The 16,839-nt window shown below is 76.9% G+C and carries 10 protein-coding genes; 8 read left to right on the forward strand and 2 right to left on the reverse strand.

The features are described 5' to 3' along the window. Positions 1 to 193: 193 nt before the first annotated feature. The 3 genes from OH807_RS35970 (at position 194) to OH807_RS35980 (ending at position 2,273) form a co-directional block, all read left to right on the forward strand. On the forward strand, positions 194 to 703 hold the full coding sequence (locus OH807_RS35970; protein ID WP_406207982.1) for a hypothetical protein: 510 nt from the start codon (positions 194 to 196) through the stop codon (positions 701 to 703). 195 nt (positions 704 to 898) lie between these two features. Further along, the gene (locus OH807_RS35975; protein ID WP_406207984.1) at positions 899 to 1,273 is read left to right on the forward strand and encodes a hypothetical protein; all 375 of its coding nucleotides are present in this window, start codon (positions 899 to 901) and stop codon (positions 1,271 to 1,273) included. A 382-nt stretch (positions 1,274 to 1,655) separates the two neighbouring features. Beyond that, a complete protein-coding gene (locus OH807_RS35980; protein WP_406211364.1) occupies positions 1,656 to 2,273 on the forward strand; it encodes a sigma-70 family RNA polymerase sigma factor in 618 nt (205 codons plus the stop codon). A 76-nt stretch (positions 2,274 to 2,349) separates the two neighbouring features. Here OH807_RS35980 and OH807_RS35985 read toward each other — a convergent pair whose 3' ends face one another. Continuing rightward, positions 2,350 to 5,220 (reverse strand): BTAD domain-containing putative transcriptional regulator, encoded by a 2,871-nt coding sequence (locus tag OH807_RS35985; protein ID WP_406207987.1) that lies wholly within the window; start codon positions 5,218 to 5,220, stop codon positions 2,350 to 2,352. A gap of 370 nt (positions 5,221 to 5,590) precedes the next feature. Here OH807_RS35985 and OH807_RS35990 point away from each other — a divergent pair, with 370 nt between their 5' ends. From OH807_RS35990 to katG, 3 genes are all read left to right on the forward strand, one after another. After that, positions 5,591 to 8,431 (forward strand): AAA family ATPase, encoded by a 2,841-nt coding sequence (locus OH807_RS35990; RefSeq protein WP_406207990.1) that lies wholly within the window; start codon positions 5,591 to 5,593, stop codon positions 8,429 to 8,431. A gap of 346 nt (positions 8,432 to 8,777) precedes the next feature. Further along, positions 8,778 to 11,240 (forward strand): helix-turn-helix domain-containing protein, encoded by a 2,463-nt coding sequence (locus OH807_RS35995; RefSeq protein WP_406207993.1) that lies wholly within the window; start codon positions 8,778 to 8,780, stop codon positions 11,238 to 11,240. Positions 11,241 to 11,659: 419 nt separating this feature from the next. Further along, positions 11,660 to 13,912: a catalase/peroxidase HPI gene (gene katG, locus OH807_RS36000; protein ID WP_406207996.1), complete on the forward strand. Its 2,253-nt coding sequence runs from the start codon at positions 11,660 to 11,662 to the stop codon at positions 13,910 to 13,912. Positions 13,913 to 14,009: 97 nt separating this feature from the next. On the opposite strand, the gene OH807_RS36005 is transcribed toward katG, so the two are convergent. Continuing rightward, a complete protein-coding gene (locus tag OH807_RS36005) occupies positions 14,010 to 14,426 on the reverse strand; it encodes a MerR family transcriptional regulator (protein ID WP_406208000.1) in 417 nt (138 codons plus the stop codon). 65 nt (positions 14,427 to 14,491) lie between these two features. On the opposite strand from OH807_RS36005, the gene OH807_RS36010 reads away from it, so the two are divergent. Beyond that, on the forward strand, positions 14,492 to 15,709 hold the full coding sequence (locus OH807_RS36010; RefSeq protein WP_406208004.1) for an MFS transporter: 1,218 nt from the start codon (positions 14,492 to 14,494) through the stop codon (positions 15,707 to 15,709). 249 nt (positions 15,710 to 15,958) lie between these two features. Continuing rightward, a complete protein-coding gene (locus tag OH807_RS36015) occupies positions 15,959 to 16,786 on the forward strand; it encodes a DUF6292 family protein (protein WP_406208007.1) in 828 nt (275 codons plus the stop codon). The last annotated feature ends 53 nt before the right edge of the window (positions 16,787 to 16,839 follow it).

Below are 16,839 nucleotides of genomic sequence, written 5' to 3' on the forward strand. Positions count from 1 at the left end.
GTACGGCAACGCCGCGCCCGCGGGTTCATCCGGCCGCTCGCCGGTACCGCCGGTACCGCCGTCAGGCGGATCCGCGGGCGGTTCTGTGGGCGGTTCTGCCGGCGGCCGGCCCGGTGGGGTGAACCGCCCCCGGCGGAGGGCCCGTTGAGATGAACAGAGCGCGTACGGCGCTCGCTGATCAGTTGGAGGACCCATGCGTACCACCCTGTCGCGCGGCGCCCGGGCGGCCGGCCTGCTGCTGGCCGCCGGTCTGGTCGGGCTCACGGGCGGCACCGCCGCCCACGCCGCCGACACCGGTACGGCCACCCACGGCGGCGGTTCGGGCGGTGGCACGGGTGGTGCCGGGGACACGGGTTCCGCCACCCACGGCGGCGGTTCGGGCGGTGGCACGGGCGGTGCCGGGGACACGGGTTCCGCCACCCACGGCGGCAGGATCCCGGCCGGGAACTTCGTCCTCTGCTCGAACGGCACCTACGCGTCCTACGCGGTGTTCCCGCAGCGGAACATGGCGACGGTGATCGTCCCGCCCGGCAGCTGCGTCGGCCTGTCGCTGAGCGGCCGGAGCAGCGAGACGGTGGTGCTCTACGGCTACAAGCCGAACGGCAGCACGTTCAAGATCGCGACCGACACCTTCGACGACCGCGACGGCGAGCGGATCCGGACGCTCAACACCCCGGACAACGACGACTGGACGACGTTCTAGCCGGAGTCCGGCCGGTCGGCCGGCCGGGCCGTGGGGGGCCGGCCGGCCGACCGTCGCCCGACAGATCGTCGGAAAAGTACCTGCTCAACCCGCCGGCCACTGGGTACCGTCTCTTCGGTGGTGTCCCGGCCGGAGGTGGGCACCGGGGAGGAGAAGCGCGTGAGTCCCGTGGCGGGACAGGGGGAGGAACAGAGGATGGCACCGGACGGACCGAGACCGCGTGACCTGATCGCGGCGCTGGTGGCCGAGGGGGCGGAGGCCCTGCCCGGCCCGCCGGCCCTGGCCGTGCCCGGGGCGCCGGCGGCCGAGGTGATCGCCGCGGCCCGGCGGCTCGCCCTGGGCGGGCCGCCGAACGGGCGGGCCCGCGCCGTGCAGCGGCAGGTGCCCGTGCCGGCCCCGTTGCCGGAGCTGCGGCGGCTGGCGGCGGCGCTGTTCGTCGACGAGCACCCGTCGGCCCCGGCCTGGTCGGCGACGGACCGGGACCGGCTCGCCGACTGGGTCGCGGTCCTGATCGAGCGGCGCGGTGAGGACGGGATCCAGGAGCTGATCGGCGTGCTCGACGGGAGCTGAGCCGGGGCAGCCCGGACCGGGCGGGTACGGGGGCGGACCGGAGGGGTGCCGGGCGCGCGTTGGCGGATTGTTGGCGGACTCTTGGCGGCCCCCGGCAGCCTGGTGTTCGCGGCCACCGGGGGGAATCCGGTCGGTCTGCGCCCTGACCCCTGCCCGACCTGAGAGGTAGCGCTTGTCCACGCCGCCCGCCACCCCGCGCCAGTCCGCCACCACGCACCAGCCCGTCGCCGTGCGTCGGCCCGCCGTCCCCCGTCAGTCCACCGGCCCGCGCCGGTCGGCGGCCCCGCAGCCCGCGGAGCCGTCGCCCGCCGGGCCGCAGGCCGCCGCCCCGCAGTCCGCCGGGCCGTCCGCCGCGGAGCCGTCCGCCGCCGGGCCGTCCGTCGTGGCCGCGCCGGCCAAGGCCGCCCGCCCCACCCTCGACCCGGAGACGCTCGCCGAGATCCACCGCCTGCACGGCGGTTACCTGATCCGCGCGCTGCTCCGGGCGACGGGCGGTGACCGCGGCAAGGCCGAGGACATCCTCCAGGAGACCCTGCTGCGCGCCTGGCAGCACCCGGAGGCCCTGGCGGCCGGGCCCGAGCAGAGCCGGCCGTGGCTCTTCACGGTCGCCCGGCGGATCGCCATCGACCACTACCGGATGGCCGCCGCCCGCGCCCGGGAGGTGCTCGGCGAGGAGTCGGAGGACCGCCCCCTCGCCGACGACCCGTACGAGCGGGTGGTGGTGGCGGAGGACGTCGACCGGGCGCTCCGGCGGCTCCAGGACCACCACCGCGAGGTGCTGGTCGAGTTGCACCTGAACGACCGGTCGGTGGCGGACACCGCGGCCCGGCTCGGGGTGCCGCCCGGCACGGTGAAGTCCCGCAACTTCTACGCGATCCGCGCGCTGCGCCCGGTCCTCGCGGCGGAGCAGGGCTACGCGCCGAGGGAGGAGTGCGCCGCCCCGGCGGTGCCCGGGCGCAAGGGCGCGGGGGCCCGGCGGGCGGCGGCCCGCCCGGCGTGAGCCCGCCCGGCAGGCCGGGCCGTCCAGGCGGTCCGGGCCGTCCGGACGGTCCGGGTGGTCCGGGTGGTCCGGGCGCTCAGAACGCCGGGGGCGGTCGCGAGTTCAGCGACTCCTCGACGGCGGCGGCCATCGTGCTGGCCGAGCCGGACTCCAGCGTGTGCGACTGGAACCGGCCGAGGGCGGCGCGGAGCCGGCCGACGGCCTCCGGCTCACGGCCCCGGGCCAGCAGGAACGCGGCGTAGGACTGTTCGGCGATGGCCTGCAGGTGCAGCTGGCCGGCCTCCTCGCAGGCGGCCAGCAGCCGGTGCCAGGCCAGCTCGCCGGCCTCCTTCGGGCCGATCGACTGGACGACGTGCGCCTCGGTCAGCATCGACCAGAGGTGGATCGTCGCGGCCGGATGGCCCGGCAGCAGGCTCCTGGCCTCGCGGGCCTGGGCGAGCGCGCCCTCCGGGTTGCCGGCCAGCAGGGTCACCGCGGCGCCGTAGCCGAGGGCGTAGGAGAGCTGCCGGGGGTCGCCGCTCCGCCGCGCCAGCACGGTCGCCGCGGCGGCCGGGTGGACGGCCTCGGCCTGGTCCCCCCGCAGGGCGGTGGCCAGGGCGAGTACGGCGAGCGCCCGGACGTGCGCGTAGCCGTCCTCGGGGGAGGAGCCGGCCACGGCCCTGCGCGCGGCCTCGGCCGCCTCCTGACGGCGTTCGAGGCCGAGCAGGGCGTTCGCCCGGGCGCCGAGCAGCAGAGCGAGTCCGGCCCGGTCGCCGCACGCCGCGGCGGCCGGTTCGGCGGCGTCCAGGCAGCTCAGCCAGTCGGTGAACCGGCTGGAGCCGTAGTAGAGCGCACTGGCGCACATCGCCAGCCGCCAGGCCCGCCGGGGGTCGGTGCCGGCGGCGGCGGTGACCAGCGCGCGGATCACCGGTTCCGCCGTCCGGAACCAGTCGAGCGCGCCGCGGACGCCGGCCGCCGGCGGCTGGACGGCGGCCGGGCGCGGGTGTTCGCCGTAGCCCTCCTGGGCCGGCTCCAGCTGCTCGCTGCAGTGCCGGGTGGCCTCCAGGTAGTAGCCCACCAGCCGTTCCGTGCCGAGCCGCCGGACCCCTTCGGGGTGTTCGGCGAGCAGTTGCGCGCCGAACAGCCGGACCAGGTCGGGGCGGCCGTAACGCCCGGGGCCGGTCTCGGTGAGCACGTGGTGGGCGGCCAGCTCGCCGAGCGCCTCGCGGGCGGCGGCCGGGTCGCTGCCGAGCAGTGCCGCGCTCGCCGGGACGTCCACCTCCAGGCCGGGGTGGGTGGCCAGCAGGGTGAACAACAGGGTTGCGTCCAGCGAGAGATGACGGTACGTCAGCTCCAGTGCGTCGGAGATGCCGGCCAGGCCGTCGGCCTCCAGGGCCGCCAGCCGGCCCGGCTCGTCGGCGAGGTCGGCGACCAGCTCGGCGACGGCCCAGTCCGGGCGGGCGGCCAGCCGTGCCGCCGCGATCCGCAGCGCCAGCGGCAGCCGGTCGCAGAGCTCCACCACCTCGGCGGCGGCGGCCGGTTCGGCCCGGATCCGGTCGGGCGTCAGTGCGCGCTCCAGCAGGCGCAGCGCGTCGGGCCCGTCCAGCGCACCCAGGCGCAGCAGGGCGGCGCCCTCGGTGACGAGCAGGTCCTCCAGCGATCCGCGGCTGGTCACCACGGTGGCGCAGTCCGCGCCGCCCGGCAGCAGGTCGGTGAGCTGGCCGGCGTCGAGCGCGTTGTCCAGCACGACCAGCAGGCGCCGGCCGTGCGTCCGCTCCCGGTAGAGGGCGGCCCGGCCGGCCCGGTCCGCGGGCAGCCCGGACGCGGGCACGCCGAGCGCGAGCAGGAAGCCGGCCAGCAGGTCGGCCGGGTCGGCCGGCCCCGCCGGGTCGAAGCCGCGCAGGTCGGCGAAGAGCCGGCCGTCGGGGAAGGCACCGGCCGCGCGGTGCGCCCAGGCGGTGACGGTGGCGGTCTTCCCGACCCCGGCGGCGCCGACCACGAGCACCGGCCCGTCCTCGCCGCGGTCCGGGCCGAGGGCCTCGTCCAGCCACCGCAGCTCGGCCTCGCGGCCGACGAAGTCCACCGGCCGGCGGGGGAGTTGGTCGGGTGCCGGGCGGGCCGGCGGGGCGGGCCGGAGCGGTACCGGCGCGGCGGGCGGCGGCTGGGCCGGGCCGGGGCGGACCAAGGCCGGGCGGGTGGCCCGGTCGTCGGCCAGCACCTCCGTCAGGGCGGCCTGGAGTACCGGGCCGGGCGGGATGCCGAGTTCGCGGTCGAGCAGCGCGCGGGTGCGGTGGTAGGCGGTCAGCGCGTCGGCCGGCCGCCCGGCCTGGTGCAGGCAGCGCACCAGCAGGGCGACCAGCTCCTCGCGCAGCCCGTCGGCGCGGACGGCCTGTTCCAGGACGGGGACGGCCGAGGCGCCGGTGCCCGCGTGCAGGCGCAGCCCGGCCCAGGCGATCAGGGCGCGGGTGCGGGCCTGGTCGAGCTGGTCGACCAGGGCGCGGCGGGGTGCGGTGTCCGGCAGGTCGGCCAGCGCGTTGCCGTGCCACAGCCGCAGGGCCTGCTCCAGCAGCCCGAGCGGTGTGCCGCCCTGGTCGGGGCCGTGGCCGGCCGGCCCGGCCACGGCGGCCTCGGCCCGCTCGGCGGCCCGGGCGGTCAGCGCCTCGAAGTGCAGGGCGTCGACCTCGTCCGCCGGGCCGGTGAGCAGGTAGCCGGGCGCGCGGGTGTGCAGCACGAACGGGCTCCCGGCGAGCGCCCGGCGCAGCACCGCGACGTGGCCCTGGAGCGCCGGCCGGGCGCTGGCCGGCGGCCGGTCGCCCCAGAGCAGCGCGCAGAAGTCGTCGACCGGGACGACCCGGCCGAGCTGCAGGGCCAGGCCGGCCAGCACCGCCCGCCGTTGTGCCCCCGGCAGCGGCACGAAGCCGCCCGCTCCGGCCCGCAGCTCCACCGGACCGAGGAGCCGAATCCGCACCCGTACCCCACCCTCCGTATCGAATCGATCACGCCGGGCCGCTCCCGGGGGGTGCAGTGTAGTGCCCGCCGGTGTCCCCCGAGGGACGGGCGGGGGGCGGGCGGGGGGACGGCGGGCGCGGGCGGCCGGCCGCCGGGCCCCGGAGCGGCCGCCGGCGGTTGCCGGGCCCGGTGGACGACCGGGCGGGCAACCCCGGCGGCCGGGCCGGGGCCGGGCCGGGCCTATCCTCGGACGAATCGGGCGGCCGCGGACGGCTCGTCGGACACAGCACGGACGGACCGGCCGGGCACCCCCGTTGCGACGGGCGCCGGACCGGCCCGGACAGCACCCGGCGGACCGGCCGCCCGGTGCGGGAGGGAGAAACGGCCGCATGCGGATCGACCTGCTCGGGCCGGTGGCCGTCCGGCGGGACGACGGCACGGCCGTCACCCCCTCGGCCCCCAAGCGCCGCGCGCTGCTCAGCGTGCTCGCCGTCCGGTTCGACCGGCTGGTGGCCCCCGACGAGCTGATCGAGCTGGTCTGGGACGGCTGCGCGCCGCCCACCGCCCGCGCCGCGCTCCAGGGCCATGTCGCCGGGCTGCGGCGGGTCCTGGACGACGGTTCGCTGACGCTGGCCACCCGCGGCGCCGGCTACGTCCTGACCGGGGACCCCGACCGGGTGGATGTGTTCCGCTTCCAGGTGCTCTGCGACCGGGCCGGGGTGCAGCTGCCCGGCCGGGCGGACGACGCGGAGCCCGGGGGGTCGCCCGACGATCCCGCCCTCCCGCTGCTGCGCGCCGCCCTCGACCTGTGGCGCGGCCCCGCCCTGGCCGACTGCGGATCGGCCCTGCTGCGCGAACGGACCGCCCCGCACCTCGCGGACCTGCGGCTGCGTGTGCTGGACCGGCTGGCCGACGGCCTCTGCCGGGCCGGCCGGGGCGGCGAACTGGTCGCCGAACTCAGCGAGGCGGCGGCGGCCCGGCCGGGGCTGGCCGTCCGGCTGGCCGGCTGCCTCGACCAGGCCGGCCGCCCGGCGGAGGCGGCGCAGTGGCGCGAACGCGCGACGCTCCGGCCGGCGGACGCGCCGGGGCCCGGGGCCGGCGCGGGCGGCGAGCGCTCCGGCCTCCGGCCGGCCACCGGCCCGTCCGGTCCGGGGCCCGGGGCCGGCGCGGGCGCGGCGGCCGGTGCGGTCCGGCCCCGCACCGGCCTGCCGTCCGTCGAACCGCCGCCCGCCGACCGGCGGTTCGTCGGCCGCGCGGCCGAACTCGCCCGGCTGGACGCGGCGCTCGCCCCCGCCGCCGAGGGCCGCCCGATCCTGGTCACCGGCCCGGCGGGGGTGGGCAAGACCGGGCTGGTGCAGGCCTGGGCGCAGCGGGCCGCCGACCGGTTCCCCGACGGCCGGCTCCACGTCGACCTGCGCGGTTTCGCGGAGGACGGCCCGCGCGATCCGGCGGAGGTGCTCGGCGGCCTGCTCACCGCCCTCGGGGTGGCCGGGGAGGAACTGCCCGACACGCTGGACGAACGCGCCCGGCGCTTCCGGGAGCTGCTGACGGGCCGGCGGGTCCTGCTCGTGCTGGACGACGCGCGCTCGTACGAGCAGCTCGCCCCGCTGCTGCCCGACCCGCCGCCCGCGCCGGGCCCGGACCGGGCATCCGCCGCACCCGGCGGCCCCGCCGGGCCCGTCACCGTGGTGACCAGCCGCAGCCGGCTGCGCCGGTTGCTGGCCCGCGAGGGCGGCATCCCGCTCCCGCTGGACGTGCTGAGCCGCGACGAGGCCCGGGAGCTGCTCGTCCGGACCCTCGGCGCCGACCGGGTGGCCGTCGACCCGCCGGCCGCCGCCGCGCTCGCCGAGTGCTGCGACCACCTGCCGCTGGCCCTGCGCCTCGCCTCCGCCCGGCTGGCCGCCCGGCCCGGCTGGACGCCGGCCGACCTCGTCGCCGAGCTCTCCGACGAGCAGGCCGGGCACGCCGCCCTCGCCGGCGCCGGCGGCCCGCTCGGCATCACGGCCGCCCTCGACCTGACGTACCGCACGCTGCCGCCCGCCGCCGCCCGGCTGTTCACCCTGCTCGGCCTGCACCCCGACGGCGAGATCGGCGCCGGGACGGCCGCCACGCTCGCGGACCTGCCGCCGGCCACCGCCCGGACGCTGCTGGCCGGGCTGGACGCCGTCCACCTGCTGGAGGAGCGCGCCCCCGGCCGCTACACCCGGCGTGGGCTGGTCCGCCGGTTCGGCGCCCGGCTGGCCGCCGACCTCGACTGCGACGACCGGCTCGCCGCGCTGGACCGGCTGATCGGCCACTACCTGGCCGCGACCGCCGCCTGCACGGAGGGCGGGCCGGCCGGTGACGGCTCCTTCGGCGACGGCGCCTCCCACGACGGCTCCGCCGGCGGGCCGGGCACCGGCACCCCGCGGCCCCGCCCGCTCGCCCCGGCGGAGGCCGGGGCCTGGTTCCGGCGCGAGGAGAATACGGTGCGCGCGGTGGTGCTCGGCGCCGAGCAGCACGGCCGCCCCGCCGCGGCCTGGCAGCTCGCCCACTGGGCGGGCCGACTCTACGAACGCACCGACTCCGACCGCACGCACTGGCGGACCACCGTCGAGGCCGGGTTGCGCGCCGCCCACGCCTGCGTCGACCAGGTGGCCGTCGCCCGGCTCTCCACCGATCTGGCCGTCCTGCTGGTCGACCGCCGGGTGTTCCGCAGCGCCACCGAGTACCTGGAACGGGCCGTCACCGCCGCCGACCGGGCCGCGGACGAGGTGCTGCGGCACCGCTGCCGGGCCAGGGTGGCCGCGGCGCTGGTCCGGGCCGGCCGCTACGAGCAGGCCGTGCCGCTGCTGAACGCCCTGGTGGCCGAGGCCCGGCCACCGGCCGCCGGCCACCTGCGGGCCGGCGCGCTGGCCGAACTCGCCGACGCCCTGGTGCTCGCGGGCGCGCCCGGCCAGGCCCTGGAGCGCGCCGACGAGGCGTTGCGGGCCTGCGCCGACCGCCCGGGCGGCGCCGACGCCGTCCGCGCGACCCAGAGCCGGGCCCGCGCGCTGGACGCGCTGGGCGCCGGCGAGGCCGCCGAGGCCACCGCCCGGCTGGCCGTGGCGCTGGCCCGCGCGGTCGGCGACGCGCGCCTCGAACGCAGCTCGCACGAGCTGCTCGCCGACCTCCTGCACGCGGTCGGCCGGACGGCCGAGGCCCAGGCCGTCCGGCGGGAGGCCGCCGAGCGCGGCGGCGCGGCGGCCTGAGCCGGGCGGCGGCGCACCCGTACCGGGCCGGGCCGGGCGTCCGCCCCGCATCCGCCCGGGCCGGCGGCCCCGTCGGCGGCCCCTCCGATCGGCCCCCTCCGATCGGCCCCCTCCGATCGGCGGAGTCGGTCCGTGCAAGGCTGCCGACCAGGCAGAACTACCGGCAGAACTACCGCCCGCCCGCCGCCGCCCCGACCACCGGCCGGGCCGTCCGGAACCGGCCCGAAAGTGCCCTCTGAGCTGCACGGATGGTGGAGAACCGGTGCGGACCGGGCATACTTCTGCCTGGCATGGCCGTTGGGGGCATGACATGAGGCAGAAGTACCGGCAGTAGCAGGGGTGGGGCATGGCTGAGGCGGACGGCGTGGGCGCGGACACCGGTGACTCCGGCGAACACGGTGAGTTCTCCGGCCTGCTGGCCCGCTACCGGGTCCGGGCCGGCCTGACCCAGGAGGAGCTCGCCGCCGCGGCCGGCATCAGCCTGCGGGCCGTCGGGGACATGGAGCGCGGCCGGACCCGCGGACCGCAGCGGCGTACCGTCCGGGCCCTGGCCGAGGCCCTGCGGCTGGACGCGGACGGTGCCGACGTACTCGAACGAGCCGCCCGCACCGGCCGCCCGCGCGGCAGCCGGGTCGGCGCGGCACCCCTGGCACCCCCAGCAGTCCAGGATCCTCAGGCGCCCCGGACGGCGCTCCCGACGGCCGCATCTCCCGCGGAGCCCGGCGCACCGGGCAGGCCCGCCGCGCCCGCCCCCGCGCCTGCCGAGCCCGCCGCGGCGCCCGCCGGCTACGCGCTCGCCCTGCCCCGCGACATCGCCGACTTCACCGCCCGCGAGGACGCCCTCGGCCTCATCGGGGCGCTGGCCCAGGACGGCGACCCGGCCCACCCCAGGGTGGCGCTGATCAGCGGCCAGCCGGGCCTCGGCAAGACCGCCTTCGCCCTGCACACCGCCCACGCGCTGGCCCACCTCTTCCCGGACGGGCAGCTTTCGCTGGACCTCCGGGGCATGGCTGCCGAACCCCTTTCGGCCCGCGAGGCGCTCGGCCAGGTCCTGCGCGCCCTCGGCGTCGCCGACGGCGCCGTCCCGGCCGGCACCGAGGAACGGGCCGGCCTCTACCGGGCCCTGGTCCGCGACCGGCGGCTCGTCCTGGTGCTCGACAACGCGGCCGACGAGAGCCAGGTCCGGCCGCTGCTGCCCGGCTCCGGGCCGACCCTCACCCTCGTCACCAGCCGGCACACCCTGCCCGGCCTGGAGTCCGTCCACCGCCTGCGGCTCGACGCCCTCACCCCCACCGAGTCCGCCGTCCTGCTCGGCCGCATCGCCGGCCCGGACCGGATCGCCGCCGAACCCGACGCCACCGCCGAACTCGCCCGGCTCTGCGGGTACCTGCCGCTCGCGCTGCGGATCGCCGGCCAGCGCCTGGTCGCCCGCCCGCAACAGACCGTCGGTCACCTGCTGCGCCAACTCGGCGCCGAGGAGCACCGGTTGGACGTGCTGGAGACGGGCGACCTCGCGGTCCGCCCCGCCTTTGCGCTCTCCTACCGCCGGCTGCCCGTGGAGACCCGGCTCGTCCTGCGCCGCTGCGCGCTGACCGCCGGGTACGACGTCACCGCCGCCGTGGTCGCCGCCTACGCGGGCCTGTCCGCACCCCGCACCGAACGCCACCTGGAACAGCTCACCGACGCCGGCCTGGTCCAGCTCTCCGTCCCGGAGCGCTACCGCCTGCACGACCTCGTCCGGCTCTACGCCGGCGAGCGGCTGGGCGAGGAGGAGAACCCGGCCGAGCTCGAAGCCGCCCGCGCCCTCGCGGACACCTGGCTGCTGCGCCGCGCCGCCGCCGCGGGCCGGCGCTTCAACCCGGACCCGGCCGAGGGCGAGGGCGGGGCCGGCACCGACCCGGATCCGGCCACCGCCCCCGAGACCCTCGCCGAGGCCGCCCGCTGGCTGGAGGAGGAGGCCCCGGAGTGGCTCGCCGCCCTGCGCCGGGCCGCCGCGGCCGGCCGCCACCACGAGGTGATCGACACCGCCGAGGCCATGCACTGGTTCTCCGACCGGCTGCTGAGCTGGGACATCTGGGCCGAGGTGTTCCAGCTCTCGGTCGACGCCACCCGCGCCTGCGGGGACCGCTCCCTGGAGACCGTCCACCTCAACTACCTGGCCTGGACGTACGTGACGTGCCTGCACCGCTACCAGCGGGGCGTCGAACTCGCCGCGGAGGCGCTCGGCCTGGCCCGCGAGACCGGCGACCGGGGGCAGGAGGGCTGGGCGCTGACCTATCTGGCCAGCGGGTTGCGCCGGCTGCTCCGCCACCGGGAGGCTGCGGCCGCCTACCAGCAGGCCGCGGACGTCTTCGCCACCGTGCCCAACCGGCACGCCCGGCTGGGCCGGCTGGTCACCCTGCGCGGCGCGGCCAACTGCCTGCGCGAGACCGGGCGGGTCGAGGAGGCGGTGAGCACCCGCAGCCAGGCGCTGGCCGGGGCGCTGGAGCTGGTGGAGCTCTGGGCCTCCCCGCTGCCGCACCTCATGGCCGCCCTCTCGGCCCACGAACTCGGCCTCGACCGGGCCGCGTTGAAGCACTGGGTGGGGGCCGAGAAGGCCTACCGGCAGGCCCTCGTCCACTTCGAGGCGGTCGGCCGCCCCGACAGCATGACCAAGACTCTCACCGAGCTCGGCACCGTCCTGATCGAGCAGGGCCGCGCCGACGAGGCCCGGGAGATCCTCACCGAGGCGCTGACCGACATGAGCGCGGAGCCCGGCCGCCCCGGCGGCCTCCCCGCACCCCGCCGGAGCACCACCGCGGGCGTGTAGCGGCCGGCGGGCCGGGCCGGATTCCCGGACGGGCTGAGGTCCGGGCCGTCCGGGCAGTACGGTCGGAGCCGTGGAGAGACCGATCCGCCGGCGGCGGCCCCGGTCGCCGGCCGGCGACACATCGCATTTCCGGTAGTCCAGGAAATCATCAGAACCGGGAATTCACGCCCCGGGCGAGTTCCGTCGGAAAATCGCACGCTTTCCGGCCGTCCACGAACCGGTTTCCCCGGCGTTCCCCCGTGCCGGTACCGGGAGCTGCCCCCGCACCGGCCCCGAACGGGCCCCTCTTTCCCAGGCAGCCAACGGCGTTGGCGTGCTTCTTGACTTGGATTCTCTCCACCGTAGGATCGGGTTCGGGCGGAAGCCCAGATATCCGAAGACTCCGGTGCACCGTGATCCGCCCGTATGGAAGGATTCCCATGTCCGAGAACCACGACAACCACGATCCGATCGTCACAGAGACGGGCACAGCGGCGGGCGCGGAGGGCGTGGGCGGTTGCCCGGTCGCGCACGGGAGGGCCCTGCACCCGACCCAGGGCGGCGGGAACAGCCAGTGGTGGCCGGAGCGGCTGAACCTGAAGATCCTCGCCAAGAACCCGGCCGTGGCCAACCCGCTCGGCGAGGACTTCGACTACGCGGCGGCGTTCGGGGCCCTCGACCTCCCGGCCGTGAAGCGGGACCTCGCGCAGGTGCTGACCACCTCGCAGGACTGGTGGCCGGCCGACTACGGCCACTACGGCCCGCTCATCATCCGGATGGCCTGGCACAGCGCCGGCACGTACCGGATCAGCGACGGCCGCGGTGGCGCCGGGGCCGGCCAGCAGCGCTTCGCCCCGCTCGACAGCTGGCCGGACAACGCCAACCTGGACAAGGCCCGCCGGCTGCTCTGGCCGGTGAAGAAGAAGTACGGCCGCAGCCTGTCCTGGGCCGACCTGATGATCCTGGCGGGCAACGTCGCCCTGGAGACGATGGGGTTCACCACCTTCGGCTTCGGCGGCGGCCGCGAGGACACCTGGGAGCCGGAGGAGGACGTCTACTGGGGCCCGGAGACCACCTGGCTCGGCGACGAGCGCTACACCGGCGACCGCGACCTCGAAAACCCGCTCGGCGCCGTGCAGATGGGCCTCATCTACGTCAACCCGGAGGGCCCGAACGGCACTCCGGACCCGCTCGCCGCGGCCCGCGACATCCGCGAGACCTTCCGCCGGATGGCGATGGACGACGAGGAGACCGTCGCCCTGATCGCCGGTGGCCACACCTTCGGCAAGACCCACGGCGCCGGCCCGGCGGACCACGTGGGTGCCGACCCCGAGGCCGCGCCGCTCGAACAGCAGGGCCTCGGCTGGAAGAGCACCTTCGGCACCGGCAAGGGCGACGACGCCATCACCAGCGGGCTGGAGGGCGCCTGGACGGCCACCCCGGTGGCCTGGGACAACAGCTTCTTCGAGACGCTGTTCGGCTTCGAGTGGGAGCTGGTCAAGAGCCCCGCGGGCGCCCACCAGTGGAAGCCGAAGGACGGCGCCGGCGCCGGGACCGTCCCGGACGCCCACGACCCGTCGAAGAGCCACGCGCCGACCATGCTGACCACCGACCTCGCGCTCCGGCTGGACCCGGTCTACGAGCCGATCTCGCGGCGCTTCCTGGCCGACCCGGCCGCGCTGGCCGACGCCTTCGCCCGGGCCTGGTTCAAGCTGACCCACCGTGACATGGGCCCGGTCGCCCGCTACCTCGGCCCGGAGGTCCCGGCCGAGGAGCTGCTCTGGCAGGACCCGCTGCCGGCGGTGACGCACGAACTCGTCGACGCCGCCGACGTCGCCGCGCTGAAGGGCCAGGTCCTCGCGGCCGGCCTGCCGGTGTCCCGGCTGGTCGCCACCGCCTGGGCGGCGGCCTCGTCCTTCCGCGGCAGCGACAAGCGCGGTGGCGCCAACGGCGCGCGGATCCGCCTCCAGCCGCAGAGCGGCTGGGAGGTCAACGACCCCGACGAGCTGGCGACGGCGCTGCGCACCCTGGAGGGCGTCCGGACGGCCTTCAACGAGGCGCAGACCACCGGAAAGCGGATCTCGCTCGCCGACCTGATCGTGCTGGCCGGCGGCGCGGCCGTCGAGCAGGCCGCCCGGGAGGCCGGTGTCGAGGTCGAGGTGCCGTTCCGGCCGGGCCGGGTGGACGCCTCGCAGGAGCAGACCGACGTCGAGTCGTTCTCGGCGATGGAGCCGGCCGCGGACGGGTTCCGCAACTACCTCGGCAAGGGCAACCGGCTGCCGGCCGAGTACCTGCTGCTGGACCGGGCGAACCTGCTGACCCTGAGCGCCCCGGAGATGACGGTGCTGGTCGGCGGTCTGCGGGTGCTGGGAGCCAACCACCAGGAGTCCGCGCACGGCGTCCTCACCGACACCCCCGGGCGGCTGACCAACGACTTCTTCGTCAACCTGCTCGACCTGGGCACGGTCTGGCAGGCGACGTCCGAGGACGGCAGCGCCTTCGAGGGCCGGGACGCCGCCACCGGCGCCGTCCGCTGGACGGGCACCCGCGCCGACCTCGTCTTCGGCTCGAACTCCGAGCTGCGCGCGCTCGCCGAGGTGTACGCGAGCGACGACGCGCGGCAGACGTTCGTGACGGACTTCGTCGCGGCGTGGGCCAAGGTGATGGAGCTCGACCGGTTCGACCGGGCCTGACCGGGCGTCCGGGCCGGCCCCGTGCGGGGCCTGACCGGACGGCCGCGTGGCACCACGGTGCCCCGCACCCCGCGCGGGCGGGGGTGCGGGGCACCGGTCATGCGGTGGCGGTGGCGGCGGCGGAGCCGGCCCGGGCCAGGACGGCCTCCGGGTGGTCGTTGCCACTCACCGCGTCGAGGTAGTCGGCCACCGCGTCCCGGTTGCGGGTCAGGCAGTTGATCCGCTCGGTCATCCGGTCGCGTTCCAGCGTCAGGGTGGTGATCATCTCCGGCGTCGCGTCCGAGAAGTGGATGGCCCGGGGCTTGTCGAGACAGGGGAGAATCTGTTTGATGATCCGGGTGGGGAGCCCGGCGTCGAGCAGTCCGCGGATCTGCATGACCCGGTCCGCCAGGCGTTCGTCGTACTCGCGGTAGCCGTTCGGGGAACGGGTGGAGACGATGAGCAACTGCTCCTCGTAGTAGCGCAGTAGACGGCGGGACGTGTTGGTGCGTTCCGACAGCTCTCCGATGCGCATGTGACCGACCTCACATCAAGTCGCGTTGACCCTCACATATATGTGAGGGTTTCACGATAGCCGTCATGAGCACACAGTTACCAGTCGATTCCCCCGCCGAAACCCATGGCAGCCAGGAACCTCAGAGCGACAAGCTGCCCATGCTGGCGCTGCTGGCACTGGCCACGGCCGTCTTCATCACCAGCCTGACCGAAACCCTGCCCGCGGGCGTGCTGCCCGCGATGAGCTCCGACCTCGGGGTCAGCGAGTCGGCGATGGGGCAGTCGGTGACGATCTACGCGATCGGCACCGCGCTCACCGCGATCCCGCTGACCGTGGCCACGGCGGCCTGGCGGCGCAAGCGCCTGCTGCTGACGGCGATGGCCGCGTTCGCCGTCGCCAACACGGCCACCGCCGTGTCGACGAACTATCCCGTGACGATGGTGGCCCGGTTCGTCGCCGGTGTGGCCGCCGGTCTGGCCTGGGCCCTGCTCGCCGGGTACGCCCGCCGGATGGCGCCCCCGCACCTCCAGGGCAAGGCCATCGCGATCGTGATGACCGGCATCCCGGTCGCCCTCTCGCTCGGCGTCCCCGCCGGCACCTTCCTCGGCAAGGTGCTCGGCTGGTGGGTGACCTTCCTGGTGATGACCGCGCTCGCGCTCGTCGTGATCGCCTGGATCGCCGCGACCGTGCCGGACTACCCGGGGCAGCGGCCCGAGGGGAAGACCAGGATCCTGGGCGCCCTCTCCGTCCCCGGCGTGACGCCGGTCCTGTTCGTCACCCTGGTGTTCGTCCTGGCCCACACCGTCCTCTACGCCTACATCGCGACCTACCTCGACCACCTCGGCATGGGCAGCTCCACCGACCTCGTGCTGCTGGTCTTCGGTGTCGCCTCGCTGGTGAGCATCTGGATCGTCGGTGCCCAGATCAACGGCAAGCTGCGCGTCCTGACCATCGGCAGCGCCGTGCTGGTCGCCGTCGCGGCCGCCGTCCTGGGCCTGCTGTCCGACACCCACGCCCTGGTCTACATCGCCGCGGCGCTGTGGGGCCTCGGCTGGGGCGGCGTGCCCACGCTGCTGCAGACCGCGGGCGGCGACGCCGGCGGCGAGCAGGCGGACGCGGCCCAGGCCATGCTGGTCACCCTCTGGAACGTGGCCATGGCCGGCGGCGGTGTCGTCGGCGGGGTGCTGCTCGACACGGTGGGCGCCTCGTCGTTCCCGTGGAGCGTCCTGATCCTGATGGCCCCTGTCCTGGCCGTGATCGTCGCGGCCCGGTCGCACGGCTTCCCTGCGAAGCGCGCATGAGCACCCGCCCGTGAGACCCGGCACGCGACACCGGGGCCCCGGCCGGCTCGCCCCGACCGGATGAGGCCCGCGGCCGGGTGCCGGACCCACGGTCCGCGCGGGGACGACCTCCCCGCGGACGACCACGGCGGGACGCCGGGAGGACGAGGACCTGCCCCGCGGGTCCTCGTCCTCCCGGTTGCCGGCCGGGGGCCCGGCCGGGCCGGCGCACGGGCAGCCCACTGAAGGAACGTCACGAGGAGGATCCGGATGGCCGCGGAGATCGACGCGCGCACCGCCAGGGCGCTGGAGTTCCGGGCCGCGCACTACGTCACCGCCGTCGCCGAGCAGCTGATGGCCCAGGGCGTCCCGGTGGCCTCGGTGTACAGCTGCGGGCCGTACGCGGAGCCCGAGCACTTCTTCGACGACGTCGAGGGCGGCATCGACTTCACCCGGCGGTTCGGCCAGCGGATCGGCGCGGACTCCGACTGCGGCCTGCACTGGGCCGGTACGTCGGGCTGGTGCTTCCTGCGCAACGCCGGGCGGGCCACCGACTTCCTGGCCCACGCCCGCTGGATGGGTGACGGCGTGCTGCCCGAACCGCACCGGGTGGCGGCCTTCCTGGACACCATGCGGCTCACGCCCACCGCGGCCGGGAGCGCCGAGCGCCCCTACTACCGCGCCGAGGGGAGCGAGTTCCCGGCGCTGCTCGACCGCCTCGCCGCGTACGTCCCCGGTGCGGCGGCCCAGCAGGCGCCCAAGTCGCGGTTCGCCGAACTCCGGGCGCGGGCCTACCAGGAGCGGGTCCGTGCGGCGCTCACCCCGCCCGGCCCCGACCCGGTGCTCGACCTCCCGTTGCGGGCCAGTGAGTTCCAGGCGGTGCTGCACCTGCTGGAGTTCGCCGAGGTGGCCTCGTCCCCCTACGGTCCGGGTGTCCTGGCCGCCGATCTGGCCGAGGACCTCCAGGCCCGCCGGGCGGGCGGCCACGGGACGGCGCTGCACAACCGCCGGGCACTGTCGCACGCCGCGGACCTCCAGCAGCGGATGGCGGAGGAGCGCGGCCGGCGCCGGGACGATCCGGGCGGCCCGATGCAGTGAACCGACCCGCGCCGGCCCGCACCGATCCGGCCAGGCCCACGCAGGCCCCGAAC

This window comes from Kitasatospora sp. NBC_01560, assembly GCF_045208415.1.
GTDB lineage: Bacteria > Actinomycetota > Actinomycetes > Streptomycetales > Streptomycetaceae > Kitasatospora.